Below are 16,245 nucleotides of genomic sequence, written 5' to 3'. Positions count from 1 at the left end.
CGTTGCACAAAGGATGCCGCCCCCCTGTCATGGCGTTGTCATCATGAAATTGCAGCAATCCCTTGTTACATCTCTGCTGTGTTTTCACCTGCGCAGAGAGTCTTCCATGACGTTCCTTCCTACCCGTCTTGCCCGTGCCTGCAGTCTCGCCCTTCTTGCCAGCTCGGCCGTCATGGCCGCGGAACCGGCGCGCAACGTCATCCTCTTCATCCCCGATGGCCTGCGCGCCAACATCGTCGATGCCCAGACCGCGCCGAATCTGGCCCAGCTGCGGCGCGAGGGCGTGAATTTCCAGAACAGCCACTCGCTGTTCCCGACCTTCACCACGCCCAATGCCTCGGCCCTGGCCACCGGGCACTACCTGGGCGACACCGGGGATTTCAGTAACACCATCTACACCGGCTTCCCGGTTCCAGGGGCGAACAACAGCGTCACGCCCTTCCTGGAAAACGACGAGGTGCTGGGCGACGTCGACGAGCACTTCGCCGGCAACTACCTGGACGAGGAAACCCTGCTCGCCGCCGCGCGCCAGGCGGGCCTGTCCACCGCCGCCGTCGGCAAGCTCGGCCCGGTGGCCATCCAGGACGTGACCGCCCGCGACGGCGAGAAGACGGTGATCGTCGACGACTCCACCGGCCATCCCACCGGCATTCCCCTGAGCGCGGCCATGCAGGACGCCCTGAAACAGGCCGGTCTGCCGCTGGAAGCCCCGGGCCGGGGCGCCAACGGCAAGGCCGGCAATGCCACCACGCCGGGCACCCTGAGCGCCAACGTCGAGCAGCAGCGCTACTTCCTTGAGGTCACCAACCAGGTGCTGCTGCCGCGCTTCAAGGAAAGCGGCAAGCCCTTCGTGCTGGTGTTCTGGTCGCGCGATCCCGACGGCACCCAGCACAACCAGGGCGACAGCCTGGGCAAGGTCACCCCGGGCATCAACGGCCCCACCAGCCTGGCCGCCATCCGCAACGTCGACGCCAACCTCGGTGCCCTGCGCGCCCGGCTGAAGGAACTGGGCTTGGACGGCAACACCGACATCTTCGTCAGCGCCGACCACGGCTTCTCCACCATTTCCAAGGAGAGCAAGACCAGTCCGGCGGCCAAGGCCAGCTACCCCGACGTGCCCAAGGGGCAGCTGCCGCCCGGCTTCCTCGCCCTGGATCTCGCCGCCGCGCTGAACTTGCCGCTGCTCGATCCGGACGCCAAGGGCACCGCGGTGGCGATGGACCAGGGCCAGCACCCGAGCAAGGCCAATGGCCTGATCGGCCCCGACGCGGCCAAGCCGGAGTTGGTGGTGGCGGCCAACGGCGGTTCGGACCTGGTCTATCTGCCGCAAGGCGATGCCAAGGCGCTGGCGCCCAAGGTGGTCGCGGCGCTGCTCAAGCAGGATTACGTCAGCGGCCTGTTCGTCGACGACGACCTGGGCAAGATCCCCGGCACCCTGCCGCTCTCGGCGATCAACCTCAAGGGCTCGGCGCTCACCCCCTATCCGGCCATCGTGGTCAACTTCCGCTCCTATGACAGCGGCTGCGGCAAACCCGACGTCTGCGCCGTGGAAGTGGCCGACACCGGGCTGCAGCAGGGCCAGGGCATGCACGGCAGCTTCAGCCGCGGCGATACCCGCAACTTCATGGCGGCGATCGGTCCGGACTTCCGCAAGGGCTTCGTCGACCTGAGTCCGGTCAGCAACGCCGACGTAGGCCAGACCCTGGCGCACCTCTTGCACCTGGAGATCCCGGCCAAGGGGCAACTGGTCGGCCGGGTGATCGGCGAGAGTCTGGAGGGCGGCAAGCCGGTCAAGGCCAGCCATCGGGTGCAGCGCTCAACACCGGCGGCGGGCGGGCTGGTCACCGAACTCAAGACCCAGAATGTCGGCGACACCCGCTACTTCGATGCCGCCGGCTTCAAGGGACGCTCGGTCGGGCTGTGATCCATGCCTAGAGGCTAAGGGTGCCGCGGATGCAGTCCTGCACCGCGCCCCCCACCCAGATGCGGTCGGCGATACGGGCTACCCGTACCCGGCCGCGCCGGCCCAGCGCCGTGCCCTGGCTGGCCAGATAGCGCTCCGGCGCCAGGCCCGCCGGGATCAGCCACTGCGCCAGGCTGGCGTTGAGGCTGCCGGTGACCGGATCTTCGGCAAACTCCTCGCCCATCAGGGCGCGCACCTCGAATTGCGCCTCGGCCTCGCTGCCCGTCCAGGGGGCGATCAAGCCGACGTTGAGGCCTTCCAGGGCGGCATAGTCCGGGCGGAGCTCCAGCAATTCCTCACGACTCTCCAGGAGCACCGCGACCCAGCCGGGACCGTTGTCGGCCCACTGGCTGGCCTGGATGCGTGCGGGCGAAAGACCGGTGCCGCGGGCGATGCGTGCCAGGACCTCGGGCTCTACCGCGCCGCCTCGCACCAGCGGCGGTGCGGCAAAGGCCAGCTCCTCCCCGGCGGCGCGGATCGCCACCAGGCCGGCGCCGCATTCCTGGATCACCTCGCCGCCCTTGGGTCGTCCGCCTTCACGCAGCCAGACATGGCAGCTGCCCAGGGTCGGATGACCGGCGAAGGGCAGTTCGCGCTGGGGGGTGAAGATGCGCACCCGGTAGTCCGCGGCCGGATCGGTGGGTTCGAGGAGAAAGGTGGTCTCCGACAGATTGGTCCAGCGCGCCAGGGCGGCCATCTGCACGGTGGAAAGCCCATCGGCACCACAGACCACCGCCAGGGCATTGCCCTCCAGGGGGCGCTGGGCGAAGACATCGACCTGATGAAAGACGAGGGACATGACGACGGACTCCTGGGGCAAAGCGCCGATTGTCCACGGTCGGCAGGCGCTAGGAACAGCCACAGCCAGGTGGCTAAGGGGCCGTACAGAAGGGTGTTGCGCGTGGGATTCGCGGGGAAAACGCTGCGCGGTTTTCCACTCTACGGTGTTGCCCTACGGCATCGACGCTGGGCTTGCCCTCACCCCAACCCTCTCCCGGAGGGAGAGGGGGCAGTTCTGCGCGGAGGTTGGCGCCACTCCGTAGCGTGGACAACGGCGCAGCCTTGTCCACAGTCCGTAGATCCCTCGTAGGTTGGCGCTGAGCGCAGCGAAGCCCATCGCGGGCACGACACCGTCACCCAATCCCTCTCCCGGAGGGAGAAGGGGGAAAAGCCGAGGCACCTCCGCCCCTCACTCCACCGCCGGCCGCGCGAAGATGCGGGTCACGGCGTCCAGGTGCGCGGCCATGGCCTGGCGGGCGGCGTCGGGGTCGTGGGCTTCCAGGGCGTCGAGGATGGCGAGGTGTTCCTGCTGGGAGCGATCGGGCATGTCTTCCGGGGTGTAGCGGCGCTGCAGGAGCTGGAACATGCTGCCGTAGCGATGGCCGAGCAGATGGCGCAGCAGCAGCGCATAGGCCGGATTGCCGCTGGCCTGGGCGATGCGGATATGGAACAGCCGGTCGCCGGGATGGGTGGTGGAGCCCAGGCGATTGTCCTCGACGTTGCGACCATAGGCAGCGCGAATGCCGGCCAATTCGCTGGCGCTGGCGTGCCGGGCGGCCAGGGCGGCGGCTTCCGGTTCCACCAGGCGGCGCGCCTGCAGCAGGGCGAAGGGCGGGATCTCGGCGTCCAGATCCAGCGCCAGGCTCAGCTCCGGATCCATCTCCGCCCACTGGCCGCGCCCGGCCAGCTCCAGCACCGGGGTATCCGGTGGCGGCGGGGCGCTGGGGGCGCAGACCCGTACGCCGTCGCCGACGCGCACGTCCACCAGGCCGATCACCTCCAGGGCGATCAGCGCCTCGCGCACCGAGGCCCGACTCACCCCCAGTTGCTTGGCCAGTTCGCGCTCGGCGGGCAGGCAACTGCCCGGCGGATATTCGCCGCCGTCGATGAGAGCGCGCAACTGGTCGGCGATCTGCCGGTAAAGCCGTGGTTTTTCAATCACCTGAAGGGGCATGGCGGTCTCGTCTCATGCAGCTCGCGCAGTCTGCCGCGAAAAAATCCTTGCCTGAGAGCCTAGCAGGGTCTAAACAATAGGACCAATGGCCTGACCATTGACCGCTGGCGGTCAGGCAACTCACAACAATAATCAGCCAAGAGGTCTCCACATGAGTCACGCAGGCAAACGCGTCCTGGTCACCGCCGCCGGCCAGGGGATCGGCCGGGCCACCGCCCTCGCCTTCCATCGCGCCGGTGCCGAGGTCATCGCCACCGACATCAATGCCGCCGCCCTGGACAGCCTCGAAGGGCTGCAGACCCGGATGCTCGACGTCACCGACGCGGCCGCCGTGACCGCCCTGGTCGCCGAGCTGGGCAGCTTCGACGTGCTGTTCAACTGCGCCGGCTACGTCCACGCCGGCAGCATCCTCGATTGCGACGAAGAGGCCTGGCGCTTCTCCTTCGAACTCAATGCCACCGCCATGTACCGGATGATCCGCGCCGTGCTGCCCGGCATGCTGGCCCAAGGCGGCGGCTGCATCATCAACATGGCCTCGATCGCCTCCAGCCTCAAGGGCGTGGCCAATCGCTGCGCCTATGGCGCCAGCAAGGCGGCGGTGATCGGCCTGACCAAGTCGGTGGCCGCCGACTATGTCGGCCAGGGTATCCGCTGCAACGCCATCTGCCCCGGCACCGTGGATTCCCCCTCGCTGCACCAGCGCATCGCCGACCAGGCCGCCCGCGAAGGCCGCAGCGAAGCCGAGGTGCAGGCCGCCTTCGCCGCCCGCCAGCCAATGGGTCGCGTCGGTCGGCCGGAGGAGATCGCCGCCCTCGCCCTGTATCTTGCCTCCGACGCCGCCGCCTTCGTCACCGGGACCGCCCAGGTGATCGATGGTGGCTGGAGCGTCTGACGCCGCTTTTCGTCCGCCCCCCTTTCCCCTCATAGGAGCTCCGATGAAACTCTTGCGCTACGGCCCCCAGGGCCAGGAAAAACCCGGTCTGCTGGATGCCCAGGGCCGACTTCGCGATCTTTCCGGGCAGGTGGCCGATCTCGCCGGCGAGGCGCTCGGCGCCGAGTCTCTGGCCCGGCTGCGCCAGCTGGATCCGAACAGTCTGCCGCTGGTGGACGGCACCCCGCGCCTCGGCCCCTGCGTGGGCCGGGTCGGCAAGTTCATCTGCATCGGCCTCAACTACGCCGACCACGCCGCCGAATCCGGCCTGGACGTGCCCAAGGAGCCGGTGGTGTTCAACAAGTGGACCAGCGCCATCTGCGGTCCCAACGACGCGGTGCAGATCCCCCGCGACTCGACCAAGACCGACTGGGAAGTGGAGCTGGGCGTGGTGATCGGCAAGGCCGGGCGCTACATCGACGAGGCCAATGCCCTGGATCACGTGGCCGGCTATTGCGTGGTCAACGACGTCTCCGAGCGCGAGTGGCAACTTGAACGCGGCGGCACCTGGGACAAGGGCAAGGGCTTCGACACCTTCGGCCCGCTCGGCCCCTGGCTGGTCACCGCCGACGAGGTGGCCGATCCGCAGAATCTCGATCTCTGGCTGGAGGTGGACGGCCACCGCTACCAGAACGGCAACACCCGCACCATGATCTTCACGGTGGCGCAGATCATCGCCTACCTCAGCCGCTGCATGAGCCTGCAACCGGGTGACGTCATCTCCACCGGCACCCCGCCGGGCGTGGGCATGGGCGTCAAGCCGCAGTCGGTGTACCTCAAGCCCGGCCAGGAAATGCGCCTGGGCATCCAGGGCCTGGGCGAGCAGCACCAGCGCACCGTCGCCGCCGACTAGACCCGACAGCCCTTCCCCTGCCTATCAGCCTCCCCGTGCCCGCTTTCATCGAGCGGGCACGGGGCCGGACTTGCTCAGCCTGCGAAATCCCCTCGAGGACAGCGCCATGCCAACAACAATTACCGGCCTGCAGATCGAAGACATCCGCTTCCCCACCAGCCAGGCGCTGGATGGCTCCGATGCCATGAACCCCGATCCGGACTACTCCGCCGCCTACGTCATCCTGCAGACCGACCAGCCGGGGCTGGAAGGCCACGGCCTCACCTTCACCATCGGCCGCGGCAACGAGATCTGCTGCGCCGCCCTGCGCGCCCTGGAGCCGCGGGTGCGCGGCCTGACCCTGGAGTGGATCCAGGAAGACCCGGGGCGTTTCTGGCGCCACATCACCGGTGACAGCCAGTTGCGCTGGATCGGCCCGGACAAGGGCGCCATCCACCTGGCCACCGGCGCGGTGGTCAACGCCGCCTGGGACCTCTGGGCGCGCGCCGTGGGCAAGCCGGTCTGGCGCCTGGTGGCGGAGATGAGTCCCGAGGAGCTGGTGCGCTGCATCGACTTCCGCTATCTCACCGACTGCATCACCCCCGAGGAGGCCCTGGCCCTGCTGCGCCAGCGCGCCGAAGGCAAGGCCGAGCGGCTGCAACGCCTCGAAGCCGAGGGCTATCCCTGCTACACCACCTCGGCCGGCTGGCTCGGCTATCCCGACGACAAGCTGCGCCGCCTCTGCCAGGAGGCCATCGACGCCGGCTTCTCCCATATCAAGCTCAAGGTCGGGCGCGACCTCGCCGACGACATCCGCCGGGTGCGCATCGCCCGCGAGGTGATCGGCCCCGAGCGCCACCTGATGATCGACGCCAACCAGGTGTGGGAAGTCGGCGAGGCCATCGACTGGGTGCGCGAGCTGGCGTTCGCCAAGCCCTGGTTCATCGAGGAGCCCACCAGCCCCGATGACGTGGAAGGCCATCGCGCCATCCGCGAGGCGGTGGCGCCGGTCAAGGTGGCCACCGGCGAGATGTGCCAGAACCGCATCCTCTTCAAGCAATTCATCATGCGCGGCGGCCTGGACGTGGTGCAGCTCGACGCCTGCCGCCTGGGCGGTCTCAACGAGGTGCTGGCGGTGCAGCTGATGGCCGCCAAGTACGACCTGCCGGTCTGCCCCCATGCCGGCGGCGTGGGCCTCTGCGAATACGTGCAGCACCTGGCGATGATCGACTACCTCTGCGTCGCCGGCACCCACGAGGGCCGGGTGGTGGAATACGTCGACCACCTCCACGAACACTTCGAGGACCCCTGCCGGGTACGCGGCGCGGCCTATCTCGCACCCCAGGCGCCGGGTTTCTCCATCGCCATCAAGGCCGCCTCCCGCACGCGTTACCGCCATGCCGGAGGACAGCTGTCATGAGCCGGCGCCTGGATGCCCACCAGCACTTCTGGCGTTATCGACCGGCCGAATTCGCCTGGATCGACGGGCGCATGGCCGGGCTGCAACGCGACCACCTGCCCGCCGATCTGCAACCGCACCTGCAGCGCGCCGGTTTCGACGGCTGCGTCGCCGTCCAGGCGCGCACCCTGGAAGAAGAGACGGATTTCCTGCTCGACCTCGCCGCCCGGACGCCCTGGGTGCAGGCGGTGGTCGGCTGGACCGACCTGCGCGCCACCGACCTGGTGGCACGCCTGGAACGTCGTCAGGGCAGTCGTCACCTGCGCGGTTTTCGCCATCCGGTGCAGGACGAGGCCGATCCCGGCGCCTGGCTGGCCGATGCCGCCGCCAACCAGGGCGTCGCCACCCTGCAGCGGCATGGCTATCTCTATGAACTGCTGATCCACGCCGAGACCCTGCCCGCCGCCACCGCCTTCGCCGCCCGCCACGACCACGGCGTACTGGTGCTGGACCACCTGGGCAAGCCGCCGGGCCGGGTGGCGCCTGCGGAATACGCCCGGCTGCTGGCGCCCCTGGCGCGGCTGCCCCATGTGCATTGCAAGCTGTCCGGGCTGGTCACCGAGGCCGACTGGCACGGCTGGCAGGCGGAGCAGTTGCTGCCCTATGCGCGCATCGCCCTGGAGGCCTTCGGACCGGAGCGGCTGCTGTTCGGCTCCGACTGGCCGGTCTGCACCCTGGCCGCCAGTTACGCCGAGGTGGTCGACCTGGCCGAACAGGCGCTGCTGGATCTCACGCCCAGTGAGCGCGAAGCGGTCTTTGGTGGCAACGCGGCCCGCCTCTATGGCCTCGGCACCCAGCCACGGGAGAAGGTGGCATGAATCTGCAGCTGACCGACAAGGTGTTCCTGGTCAGCGGCGGCGGCTCCGGCATCGGCGCCGCCATCTCCCTGGCCCTGGCCGCCGAGGGTGCCATCCCGGTGATCCTCGCCCGCGAGCCGCTGGCGGCCGACTTCGCCGCGCAGCTGGCCGAACGGCAGCCCAGGGCGCGGGCTCTCACGGTGGAGCTGTGCGACGAAGCCGCCTGCGAGCGGACCGTGGCCGCCGTGCAAGACGCCTATGGGCGCATCGATGGCCTGGTCAACAACGCCGGGGTCAACGATGGTGTCAGTCTCAGCGCCGGTCGCGCCGCCTTCGTCGCCTCCCTGGAACGCAACCTGGTGCACTACTACCACCTGGCGCACCTCTGCCTGCCGGCGCTGCGCGCCAGCACCGGCGCCATCGTCAACATCGCCTCCAAGACCGCCCTTTCCGGCCAGGGCGACACCAGCGGCTACACCGCGGCCAAGGGCGGCGTGCTGGCCCTGACCCGCGAGTGGGCCGCCTCGCTGCTGGACGACGGCATCCGCGTCAACGCGGTGATCCCCGCCGAGGTGATGACCCCGCTCTACGAACGCTGGCTGCAAGGCTTTCCCGACCCCGCCGCCAAGCTCGCCGCCATCACCGCGCGCATCCCCCTCGGCCGCCGCATGACCACCCCGGAGGAGATCGCCGACACTGTGGCCTTCCTGCTGTCGCCACGCTCCAGCCATACCACCGGCCAGTGGCTGAGCGTCGACGGCGGCTACCTGCATCTGGATCGGGCGTTGACGTGAAGCCGTGGCCGCAGGTTGGCGCTGAGCGCAGCGAAGCCCAACAAGGGGACCGGCGCCCTCACCCCAACCCTCTCCCGGAGGGAGAGGGGGCGGTTCAGTGGATCGTCTTTAGATTCGGCGATAGCCGGGATCATCGGCGCGTGAAAAAGCCGCGCGCTCGACGTAGGTTGGCGCTGAGCACAGCGAAGCCCAACGAAGAGGACTGCAGCGAGGCACCTGTAGCGTGGACAACGGCGCAGCCTTGTCCACCCGCCGGGCACTGAAACCGCCGCTAAGGTGCAGGCCTGCCGCTGTGACCGCCCTCACCCCAACCCTCTCCCGGGGGGAGAGGGGGTGGCATCGGTGTCAGTGGTAGGATCATCCGTACGTGGAAAACGCTGCGCGGTTTTCCACGCTACCCATCCACTGTAGGTTGGCGCTGAGCACAGCGAAACCCAACGAAGAGGACCACGGCAAGGCACCTGTAGCGTGGACAACGGCGCAGCCTTGTCCACCCGCCGGGCACCCAACTCGCTAACGCTTCGGACTCAAGGGACTGTCGTCCTGATCCTCGCGCTCTTCGGTGGTGGTGGTGTTCGCCGAATCCGGCACGTCGCCGTATTCGTCGTAGTCATGGGGGGTCTGCTGGTCGTCCGCGGGTTCGGGATTCATGAGGTACTCCAATAAAGGAAGTGCCCTCGGTGGAGTCCGCCAGCCCTGGTGACGTTCCCGCTAGACCAGCGCCACCAGACGTTCGGCCACCCGGTCGAAGGGGTCGATGCTGCGCTGGGCCCGGCACAGCGGGATCACGCCCTGCACCGCCGCCACCAGCAGCGTGGCCAGCCCCGTGGCCGCTTGCGCTGTATGGCCGTGCTCGACCAGCGCCACCTGCAAGCGCGCCTCCCAGCGGCGATAGATGCCCGCCGCCGCGTCCAGCTCGCGCTGGGCGATCTCGTCCACCGGTTCTTCCACCGCCACCGCCATCACCGGGCAGCCGACGCGAAAATCCGAGTCCAGCAGGATGTCGCGCCACAGCCGCAAAAAGCCCTGGATCCCCGCCAGCGCCCCCGCCTGCAGCTGCCGCTCCAGATCGCGACTGACCTGGGCGCCGGCCAGCTCCACCGCCTCCACCACCAGCTGGTGCTTGCCGCCGGGAAAGTGGTGATAAGTGGACCCCAGCGGCGCCTCGGCGCGCTTGATGGTCTCGCGAATGCTGGTGGCATTGAGGCCGTGCTGCGCCAGCATGGCCGACGCCGCCACCACCACCCGTTCCCGTACCGTCGACTGCTCGGTCATCCATTCTCCTTGCTATGACAGTCGTCATAATCTACCGTCCAGCCATTATAACAACTGTCATAGGGACCACCCCATGCCCAGCGACGCCCTCGTCGAGGATTTGATCACCGCGGACGGTTATCGCCTCAGCACCAGTCGCTTTCCCGCCCAGGGGCCGCTGCAGGGACGGCTGATCGTCGCCGGCGCCACCGCCGTGCCCCAGGGCTTCTATCGGCGCTTCGCCCAGCACGCCGCGGCCCGCGGTTTCGAGACCCTGACCCTGGACTATCGCGGTGTCGGCCGCTCGGCGCCGGCCTCGCTCAAGGGCTTTCGCATGGACCTGCTGGACTGGGCACGCCAGGACCTCGCCGCCGCCGTGTTCGCCATGGCCCAGGGCGACGTCCCCCTCTACCTGGTCGGCCACTCCTATGGCGGCCATGCCTTCGGCCTCCTGCCCAACCACGCCAAGGTCGCCGGCTTCTATGTCTTCGGCACCAGCGCCGGCTGGTACGGCTACATGCCGCCGCTGGAAAGACTCAAGGTGCTGACCATGTGGAAGCTGGTGCTGCCGGTGCTGACGTGGTGGAAGGGCTACTGCCCCTGGAGCGCCCTGGGCCTGGGCGAAGACCTGCCGCGCGACGTCTATCGCCAGTGGCGGCACTGGTGCAGCTATCCCCACTACTTCTTCGACGACCCGGCCATGCAGGGCATCGAAGCCGGCTACGCCGCGGTGCGCACCCCCATCGTCGCGGTCAACGCCCTGGACGATCTCTGGGCCACGCCGCGCTCGCGCGACGCCTTCATGCAGGCCTATCGTAACGTCGACCTCCAGCGCGAAGACCTCGACCCCCGCCAGCACGGCGGCGCCATCGGCCACATGGGGTATTTCCGCGCCAGCGCCGAGCCACTCTGGGATCGCGCGCTGGACTGGTTCGCCGCCCTGCCCCGGGCACCGGGCGTGAACTGAGCCCCGAACAGGCCGCCCCAGGGCGTGCCTGTCGCTTTTCCAAAAGCTCTCCGTCGTTTCCGGACAGTCATCCCGCTGCCCCAGGTCCCATTGTGGCGGCACGAATAACAAGGAGAAACACCCGTGCTGATCGGCATCCCGATGGAAACCGGTGCGGGGGAAACGCGCGTGGCCGCGACCCCCGAAACCCTCAAGAAACTGATCGGCCAGGGCCACCAGGTGGTGGTGCAACGGGGTGCTGGCGAGCGCGCCAGCGTGCCCGACGCGGCCTATGCCGCCAGCGGTGCCCAACTCGGCGATGCCGCCGCGGCCCTGTGCGCCGACCTGGTGCTCAAGGTGGCGGCGCCCGATGCCGCCGAGTTGGCGCTGATGAAGCCCGGCGCCGTGCTGATCGGCATGCTCAATCCCTTCGCCCAGGAGACTCTGGAGCAGCTCAACGGCCGCGGCCTCACCGCCTTCGCCCTGGAGGCGGCGCCGCGCACCTCCCGCGCCCAGAGCCTGGACGTGCTCTCCTCCCAGGCCAACATCGCCGGCTACAAGGCGGTGATGCTGGCGGCCGACCACTATCCGCGCTTCATGCCCATGCTGATGACCGCCGCCGGCACGGTGAAGGCCGCGCGGGTGCTGATCCTCGGCGCCGGGGTGGCCGGGCTGCAGGCCATCGCCACCGCCAAGCGCCTCGGCGCGGTGATCGAGGCCTCGGACGTGCGTCCGGCGGTCAAGGAGCAGATCGAATCCCTCGGCGCCAAGTTCGTCGACGTGCCCTTCGAGACCGAGGAAGAACGCCAGTGCGCCGAAGGCGTCGGCGGCTATGCGCGGCCCATGCCGGCCTCCTGGATGGAGCGCCAGGCCAAGGCCGTGCACGAACGCGCCAGGCAGGCCGACATCGTCATCACCACCGCGCTGATCCCCGGTCGCCGCGCCCCCACCCTGCTGCACGAAGCCACCGTGGCCGAGATGAAGCCCGGCTCGGTGGTCATCGACCTCGCCGCCAGCCAGGGCGGCAACTGCCCGCTGACCGAACTGGACCGGGTGGTGGTCAGGCACGGCGTCACCCTGGTCGGCTACGGCAACCTGGCCGCGCGCGTCCCGGCGGACGCCTCGGCGCTCTATGCCCGCAACCTGCTGGACTTTCTCAAGCTGGTGCTCAGGGACGGGGCCTTCCACCTCGACCTGGCCGACGACATCGTCGCCGCCTGCCTGATGTGCCACGGCGGCGAATTGCGCCGCAAGAACGCCTGAGCGCCCGCCCTCCGCCCCTCACAAGGACTGCCCCCATGGACCTGATTTCCGACGGCCTCTACAACCTGATCATCTTCGTGCTGGCCATCTATGTCGGCTACCACGTGGTCTGGAACGTCACCCCCGCGCTGCACACCCCGCTGATGGCGGTGACCAACGCCATCTCCGCCATCGTCATCGTCGGCGCCATGCTCGCCGCCGCCCTCACCGTCACCCCGCTGGGCAAGACCATGGGCACCCTGGCCGTGGCCCTGGCGGCGGTCAACGTCTTCGGCGGCTTCCTGGTCACCCGCCGCATGCTGGAAATGTTCAAGAAGAAGGCCCCCCAAGGCCCCGGCGGAGCAGCGCTGACATGAGCATGAACCTCATCACCCTGCTCTACCTCGTCGCCTCGGTCTGCTTCATCCAGGCGCTCAAGGGCCTTTCCCACCCCACCACCTCGCGCCGCGGCAACGCTTTCGGCATGGCCGGCATGACCCTCGCCGTGCTCACCACCCTGGCGCTGATCCACAAGCTCGGCAGCGAGCTGGCGGTGCAGGGCATCGGCTTCGTCATCGTCGGCCTGCTGGTGGGCGGCAGCGCCGGCGCCTACATGGCCAAGCGCGTGGAAATGACCAAGATGCCCGAGCTGGTCGCCTTCATGCACAGCATGATCGGCCTGGCCGCAGTGTTCATCGCCATCGCCGCGGTGGTCGAGCCGCAGTCCCTGGGCATCGTCGCCACCTTTGGCCAAGCGATCCCCAGCGGCAACCGCCTGGAGCTGTTCCTCGGCGCGGCCATCGGCGCCATCACCTTTTCCGGTTCGGTGATCGCCTTCGGCAAGCTCTCCGGCAAGTACAAGTTCCGCCTGTTCCAGGGCGCCCCGGTGCGCTTCGCCGGCCAGCACCCGCTCAACCTGGTGATCGGCCTGGCCATCCTCGCCCTGGGCCTGGTCTTCACCTTCAGCGGCAACCTCGGCGCCTTCGCCGTGCTGGTGGCCCTGGCTTTCGTCATCGGCGTGCTGATCATCATCCCCATCGGCGGCGCCGACATGCCGGTGGTGGTCTCCATGCTCAACAGCTACTCCGGCTGGGCGGCCGCCGGCATCGGCTTCTCGCTCAACAACTCCATGCTGATCATCGCCGGCTCGCTGGTGGGATCGAGCGGCGCCATCCTCTCCTACATCATGTGCAAGGCGATGAACCGCTCCTTCTTCAACGTCATCCTCGGCGGCTTCGGCGGCGCGACGGAAGCCGCGGCCAGCAACGGCAGCGGTGAACAGCGCCCGGTCAAAGCCGGCTCGGCGGACGACGCCGCCTTCCTGCTGGGCAACGCCGACAGCGTCATCATCGTCCCCGGCTACGGCCTGGCCGTGGCCCGCGCCCAACACGCCCTCAAGGAGCTGACCGAAAAGCTGGTGCACAACGGCGTGACGGTGAAATACGCCATCCACCCGGTGGCCGGCCGCATGCCCGGCCATATGAACGTGCTGCTGGCCGAGGCCGAGGTGCCCTACGACCAGGTGTTCGAGATGGACGACATCAACTCCGAATTCGGCCAGGCCGACGTGGTGCTGGTGCTCGGCGCCAACGACGTGGTCAACCCGGCGGCCAAGAACGATCCCACCTCCCCCATCGCCGGCATGCCCATCCTCGAAGCCTTCAAGGCCAAGACGATCATCGTCAACAAGAGATCCATGGCCAGCGGCTACGCGGGGTTGGACAACGAACTCTTCTACCTGGACAAGACCCTGATGGTCTTTGGCGATGCCAAGAAGGTCATCGAGGAGATGGTCAAGGCGGTGGATTAAGCCGTGGCTGCCGCGACCGCTCAGGTGGTCGTGGGAGCAGTTCGTCGGCGCTGAGAGGTGCAGCGCCGATGCCGCCTCACCACCTCACCCTCTCCGGCACCCGCTTCAGCCCGCCGTTTCGCCTGCCTCGCTCGTTAAGTCGTCGGACTTCTGCGTGGCACGACGTCTTATCACGGCCCTTTGCCAGTCTTGACGCCCTACGGCCCGCCGCCTAACGTGAATTCCATCACAAGGAAGCAGCCGTCACGATCCCTCGTCTCGGCCCCGGCCAGGACGCCGCCATGCCACCCAAAGACCGTCACGGCAAGACAGAGCAGGACTATCGCTCCGCACTCATCGCCGAACTCGACGCCGTTCCCGATTACCGTCGCCGCCGCAAGGCGCCGCGCTCTCCCCTGCTATTCGTCTGGCTACTGGTGCCTGTTGCCCTGCTCTGGCTGAACTGGCCCTGGGTACAGCGCTGGCTGCATCCTGCGTTTGTTGTTGAGGCGCCTGTTGAAGTTGCTGAACTCCAACCGCCTCCATCTCCGCCTACTCCCTCCGCTGCTGCCCCTCGCCAAGCCATAGCCGCGCCTCAACCTCTGGATGCCTGCCTCAAGCAAGGCAACATAGTGGATGAAGAGGTGCTGCGCTGCCGCTATGGCGCCGTGCCTCGGGCACAGGAGCCGGCTTCGGCTCCGCAGGGAATGGTGTCGGCGGCCTATCTCGCCCAGTACAAGGCGGGGCGGGAGTTAGCTCCCATGTCCACGTCCTCTTCACCCTCCTTCACCGAAAGCCATGTGGTTCCTAAATGGGACGGTAGTGGTTCCTACTTAGCTACTTGGGATGTGCGAGGCAACCGGATTGATTACGGCAGTGTTTGTAGAAATCACCGCAAGGGTTCGATTGAGTATCGGGAGTGTAGGAAAGGGGCGAAGCAGTGGTTTAAAAAGAAATGCACAGAATTAAATAATACAAACAGAAATGAATCGCACAGAGAGCAATATTGCTCAGCGGCAGTAGGATTCGGAGCAATAAATTAAGCGCCCAACAGCTGTTAAAACGCACCCTCAAAAAATCTGAGAAATCTAGATTACACATTTAAAATCGACTGCATCACCATTTCAGGGAATGATCAAGTGAGACTTCACAAATTAGAAATAGCTGGCTTCAAGCGCATCCATTCTGCGACTATCGATTTCGGCGAAGCGACTTTCTTAATTGGCGCAAACAATGCAGGAAAGAGTTCAGTATTGCAAGCTATAGACTGGCTGCTTTCCGCAAGAAACATGATGGATCAATGCTTCTACTGCTCAGAAGCAGACCCTGAAACAGGGGAAAATATAATTTCATGCAAAACCATTACGTTGGAAGCAGAATTTCGCAACGTCCCAGAGCAAGCCCGTGAATGGAGAGGATTCAAAGGGAGAGTATTTGAATACGACCCTGGCACTACGGGCGAAACAGGATACAGTATATTCTATAGGAAAATATATCCTATCGGGGAACAGGTAACCATCGAACTAAAATCACTTACTCGAACTTTGAAACCTGAGTTTAGCGCGATATCCAAACCAATAGAGCTACTAGAGCGAGGCATAGATGAAGACACAGTCACGGAGCTATTCAAAGAATTAGAAAAAAAGCTAAGCCCGAGCGAGCGGATAAAGCTGGAGCTAATAAATGAAATATGGGATCTTTCAGACACGGAAGCATGGGATAAAAATCCAGGTGGGATTAGTGGCGTAGCACTGTCAAAACTGCCTAATTTTTTACTTATCCCCGCAGAATCGTCAGCCCACGAATTTGACAAATCGGGCGTTTTGCAGAAAACGCTAAACGAACTATTCAAAGATGTTAGAGAAAACTCAGAGCACTTTGCCACTGCTCAACAAAGCTTAAATTTGCTTGCAAGAGAACTAGATCCCTCTGATGCAGCATCAGAGTTTGGAAAGATGATGCTAGAACTCAACAGCGTTCTTGGCGGCGTCTTTCCGGAATCAAGAATTTTCGCCTCTGCGGACCTTTCTGGCCCGGAAGCTCTCAATCCTGTTTTTGCAATAGAGATGTCCAGCATATTCGTACAAGTATCTCCAACCAAGGAACAGGAATGGTAAGGGCAGCAGTTTTTGGACTTTTGCGATTCCGTCAGCAATGGCTCAAAAAAAGAGGTGGTTATGATGACCGCGGGCTCATAATAGGATTTGAGGAACCGGAAATATTTCTGCATCCTAGGGTTTGTCTGAAAAGTCGACGCGCCAACAGCGATCAATGCAGGCCAGAG

The 16,245-nt window shown here is 66.1% G+C and carries 16 protein-coding genes; 12 read left to right on the top strand and 4 right to left on the bottom strand.

Annotated features, from left to right (window positions below):
* The first annotated feature begins 106 nt into the window (after positions 1 to 106).
* Positions 107 to 1,924, top strand: a complete 1,818-nt coding sequence (locus tag GSQ95_RS09055; RefSeq protein ID WP_158893494.1) for an alkaline phosphatase family protein — start codon at positions 107 to 109, stop codon at positions 1,922 to 1,924.
* A gap of 7 nt (positions 1,925 to 1,931) precedes the next feature.
* Here the strand turns inward: GSQ95_RS09055 and GSQ95_RS09050 are convergent, their stop codons facing one another.
* Both GSQ95_RS09050 and GSQ95_RS09045 read right to left on the bottom strand, forming a co-directional pair.
* Positions 1,932 to 2,762 (bottom strand): PhzF family phenazine biosynthesis protein, encoded by an 831-nt coding sequence (locus GSQ95_RS09050; protein WP_158893497.1) that lies wholly within the window; start codon positions 2,760 to 2,762, stop codon positions 1,932 to 1,934.
* Between the two features lie 390 nt (positions 2,763 to 3,152).
* Entirely contained in the window at positions 3,153 to 3,917 is a 765-nt protein-coding gene (locus GSQ95_RS09045) for a FadR/GntR family transcriptional regulator (protein WP_158893499.1), read from the bottom strand.
* Positions 3,918 to 4,068: 151 nt separating this feature from the next.
* Between GSQ95_RS09045 and GSQ95_RS09040 the strand changes: the two genes are divergently transcribed.
* From GSQ95_RS09040 to GSQ95_RS09020, 5 genes are all read left to right on the top strand, one after another.
* Positions 4,069 to 4,809 (top strand): SDR family oxidoreductase, encoded by a 741-nt coding sequence (locus tag GSQ95_RS09040; RefSeq protein WP_158893501.1) that lies wholly within the window; start codon positions 4,069 to 4,071, stop codon positions 4,807 to 4,809.
* A 43-nt stretch (positions 4,810 to 4,852) separates the two neighbouring features.
* Positions 4,853 to 5,701 (top strand): ureidoglycolate lyase, encoded by an 849-nt coding sequence (locus tag GSQ95_RS09035; RefSeq protein WP_108582447.1) that lies wholly within the window; start codon positions 4,853 to 4,855, stop codon positions 5,699 to 5,701.
* Positions 5,702 to 5,807: 106 nt separating this feature from the next.
* Positions 5,808 to 7,100 carry an L-fuconate dehydratase gene (locus GSQ95_RS09030; RefSeq protein WP_158893502.1) on the top strand — a complete coding sequence of 431 codons (1,293 nt, stop codon included), beginning with the start codon at positions 5,808 to 5,810 and terminating at the stop codon, positions 7,098 to 7,100.
* Positions 7,097 to 7,957, top strand: coding sequence for an amidohydrolase (locus GSQ95_RS09025; protein ID WP_158893504.1), 861 nt, complete (start codon positions 7,097 to 7,099; stop codon positions 7,955 to 7,957). The genes GSQ95_RS09030 and GSQ95_RS09025 overlap by 4 nt, the downstream gene beginning before the upstream one ends.
* Positions 7,954 to 8,730 carry an SDR family oxidoreductase gene (locus tag GSQ95_RS09020; protein WP_158893506.1) on the top strand — a complete coding sequence of 259 codons (777 nt, stop codon included), beginning with the start codon at positions 7,954 to 7,956 and terminating at the stop codon, positions 8,728 to 8,730. The genes GSQ95_RS09025 and GSQ95_RS09020 overlap by 4 nt, the downstream gene beginning before the upstream one ends.
* A gap of 513 nt (positions 8,731 to 9,243) precedes the next feature.
* Here GSQ95_RS09020 and GSQ95_RS26110 read toward each other — a convergent pair.
* Together GSQ95_RS26110 and GSQ95_RS09015 are read right to left on the bottom strand one after the other, a co-directional pair.
* The gene (locus GSQ95_RS26110) at positions 9,244 to 9,381 is read right to left on the bottom strand and encodes a hypothetical protein (protein WP_166655913.1); all 138 of its coding nucleotides are present in this window, start codon (positions 9,379 to 9,381) and stop codon (positions 9,244 to 9,246) included.
* A 60-nt stretch (positions 9,382 to 9,441) separates the two neighbouring features.
* Complete coding sequence (locus tag GSQ95_RS09015; RefSeq protein ID WP_158893508.1) at positions 9,442 to 10,005, bottom strand: TetR/AcrR family transcriptional regulator; 564 nt, start codon at positions 10,003 to 10,005, stop codon at positions 9,442 to 9,444.
* A gap of 73 nt (positions 10,006 to 10,078) precedes the next feature.
* Between GSQ95_RS09015 and GSQ95_RS09010 the strand changes: the two genes are divergently transcribed.
* The 6 genes from GSQ95_RS09010 (at position 10,079) to GSQ95_RS08985 (ending at position 16,078) form a co-directional block, all read left to right on the top strand.
* On the top strand, positions 10,079 to 10,951 hold the full coding sequence (locus GSQ95_RS09010) for an alpha/beta fold hydrolase (protein ID WP_158893510.1): 873 nt from the start codon (positions 10,079 to 10,081) through the stop codon (positions 10,949 to 10,951).
* Between the two features lie 123 nt (positions 10,952 to 11,074).
* Positions 11,075 to 12,193, top strand: coding sequence for a Re/Si-specific NAD(P)(+) transhydrogenase subunit alpha (locus tag GSQ95_RS09005; RefSeq protein ID WP_158893512.1), 1,119 nt, complete (start codon positions 11,075 to 11,077; stop codon positions 12,191 to 12,193).
* Between the two features lie 35 nt (positions 12,194 to 12,228).
* A complete protein-coding gene (locus tag GSQ95_RS09000) occupies positions 12,229 to 12,549 on the top strand; it encodes an NAD(P) transhydrogenase subunit alpha (RefSeq protein ID WP_158893514.1) in 321 nt (106 codons plus the stop codon).
* Positions 12,546 to 13,982 carry an NAD(P)(+) transhydrogenase (Re/Si-specific) subunit beta gene (locus GSQ95_RS08995; RefSeq protein WP_158893516.1) on the top strand — a complete coding sequence of 479 codons (1,437 nt, stop codon included), beginning with the start codon at positions 12,546 to 12,548 and terminating at the stop codon, positions 13,980 to 13,982. Before GSQ95_RS09000 ends, GSQ95_RS08995 begins: the two co-directional genes overlap by 4 nt.
* A gap of 281 nt (positions 13,983 to 14,263) precedes the next feature.
* Positions 14,264 to 15,004, top strand: coding sequence for a hypothetical protein (locus tag GSQ95_RS08990; RefSeq protein ID WP_158893518.1), 741 nt, complete (start codon positions 14,264 to 14,266; stop codon positions 15,002 to 15,004).
* A gap of 96 nt (positions 15,005 to 15,100) precedes the next feature.
* Positions 15,101 to 16,078, top strand: a complete 978-nt coding sequence (locus GSQ95_RS08985) for an AAA family ATPase (protein WP_218580201.1) — start codon at positions 15,101 to 15,103, stop codon at positions 16,076 to 16,078.
* The last annotated feature ends 167 nt before the right edge of the window (positions 16,079 to 16,245 follow it).

This window comes from Pseudomonas sp. BAV 4579, from assembly GCF_009765395.1.
GTDB lineage: Bacteria > Pseudomonadota > Gammaproteobacteria > Pseudomonadales > Pseudomonadaceae > Chryseomonas > Chryseomonas aestiva.
This window is presented reverse-complemented; position numbering and strand designations above follow the sequence as displayed.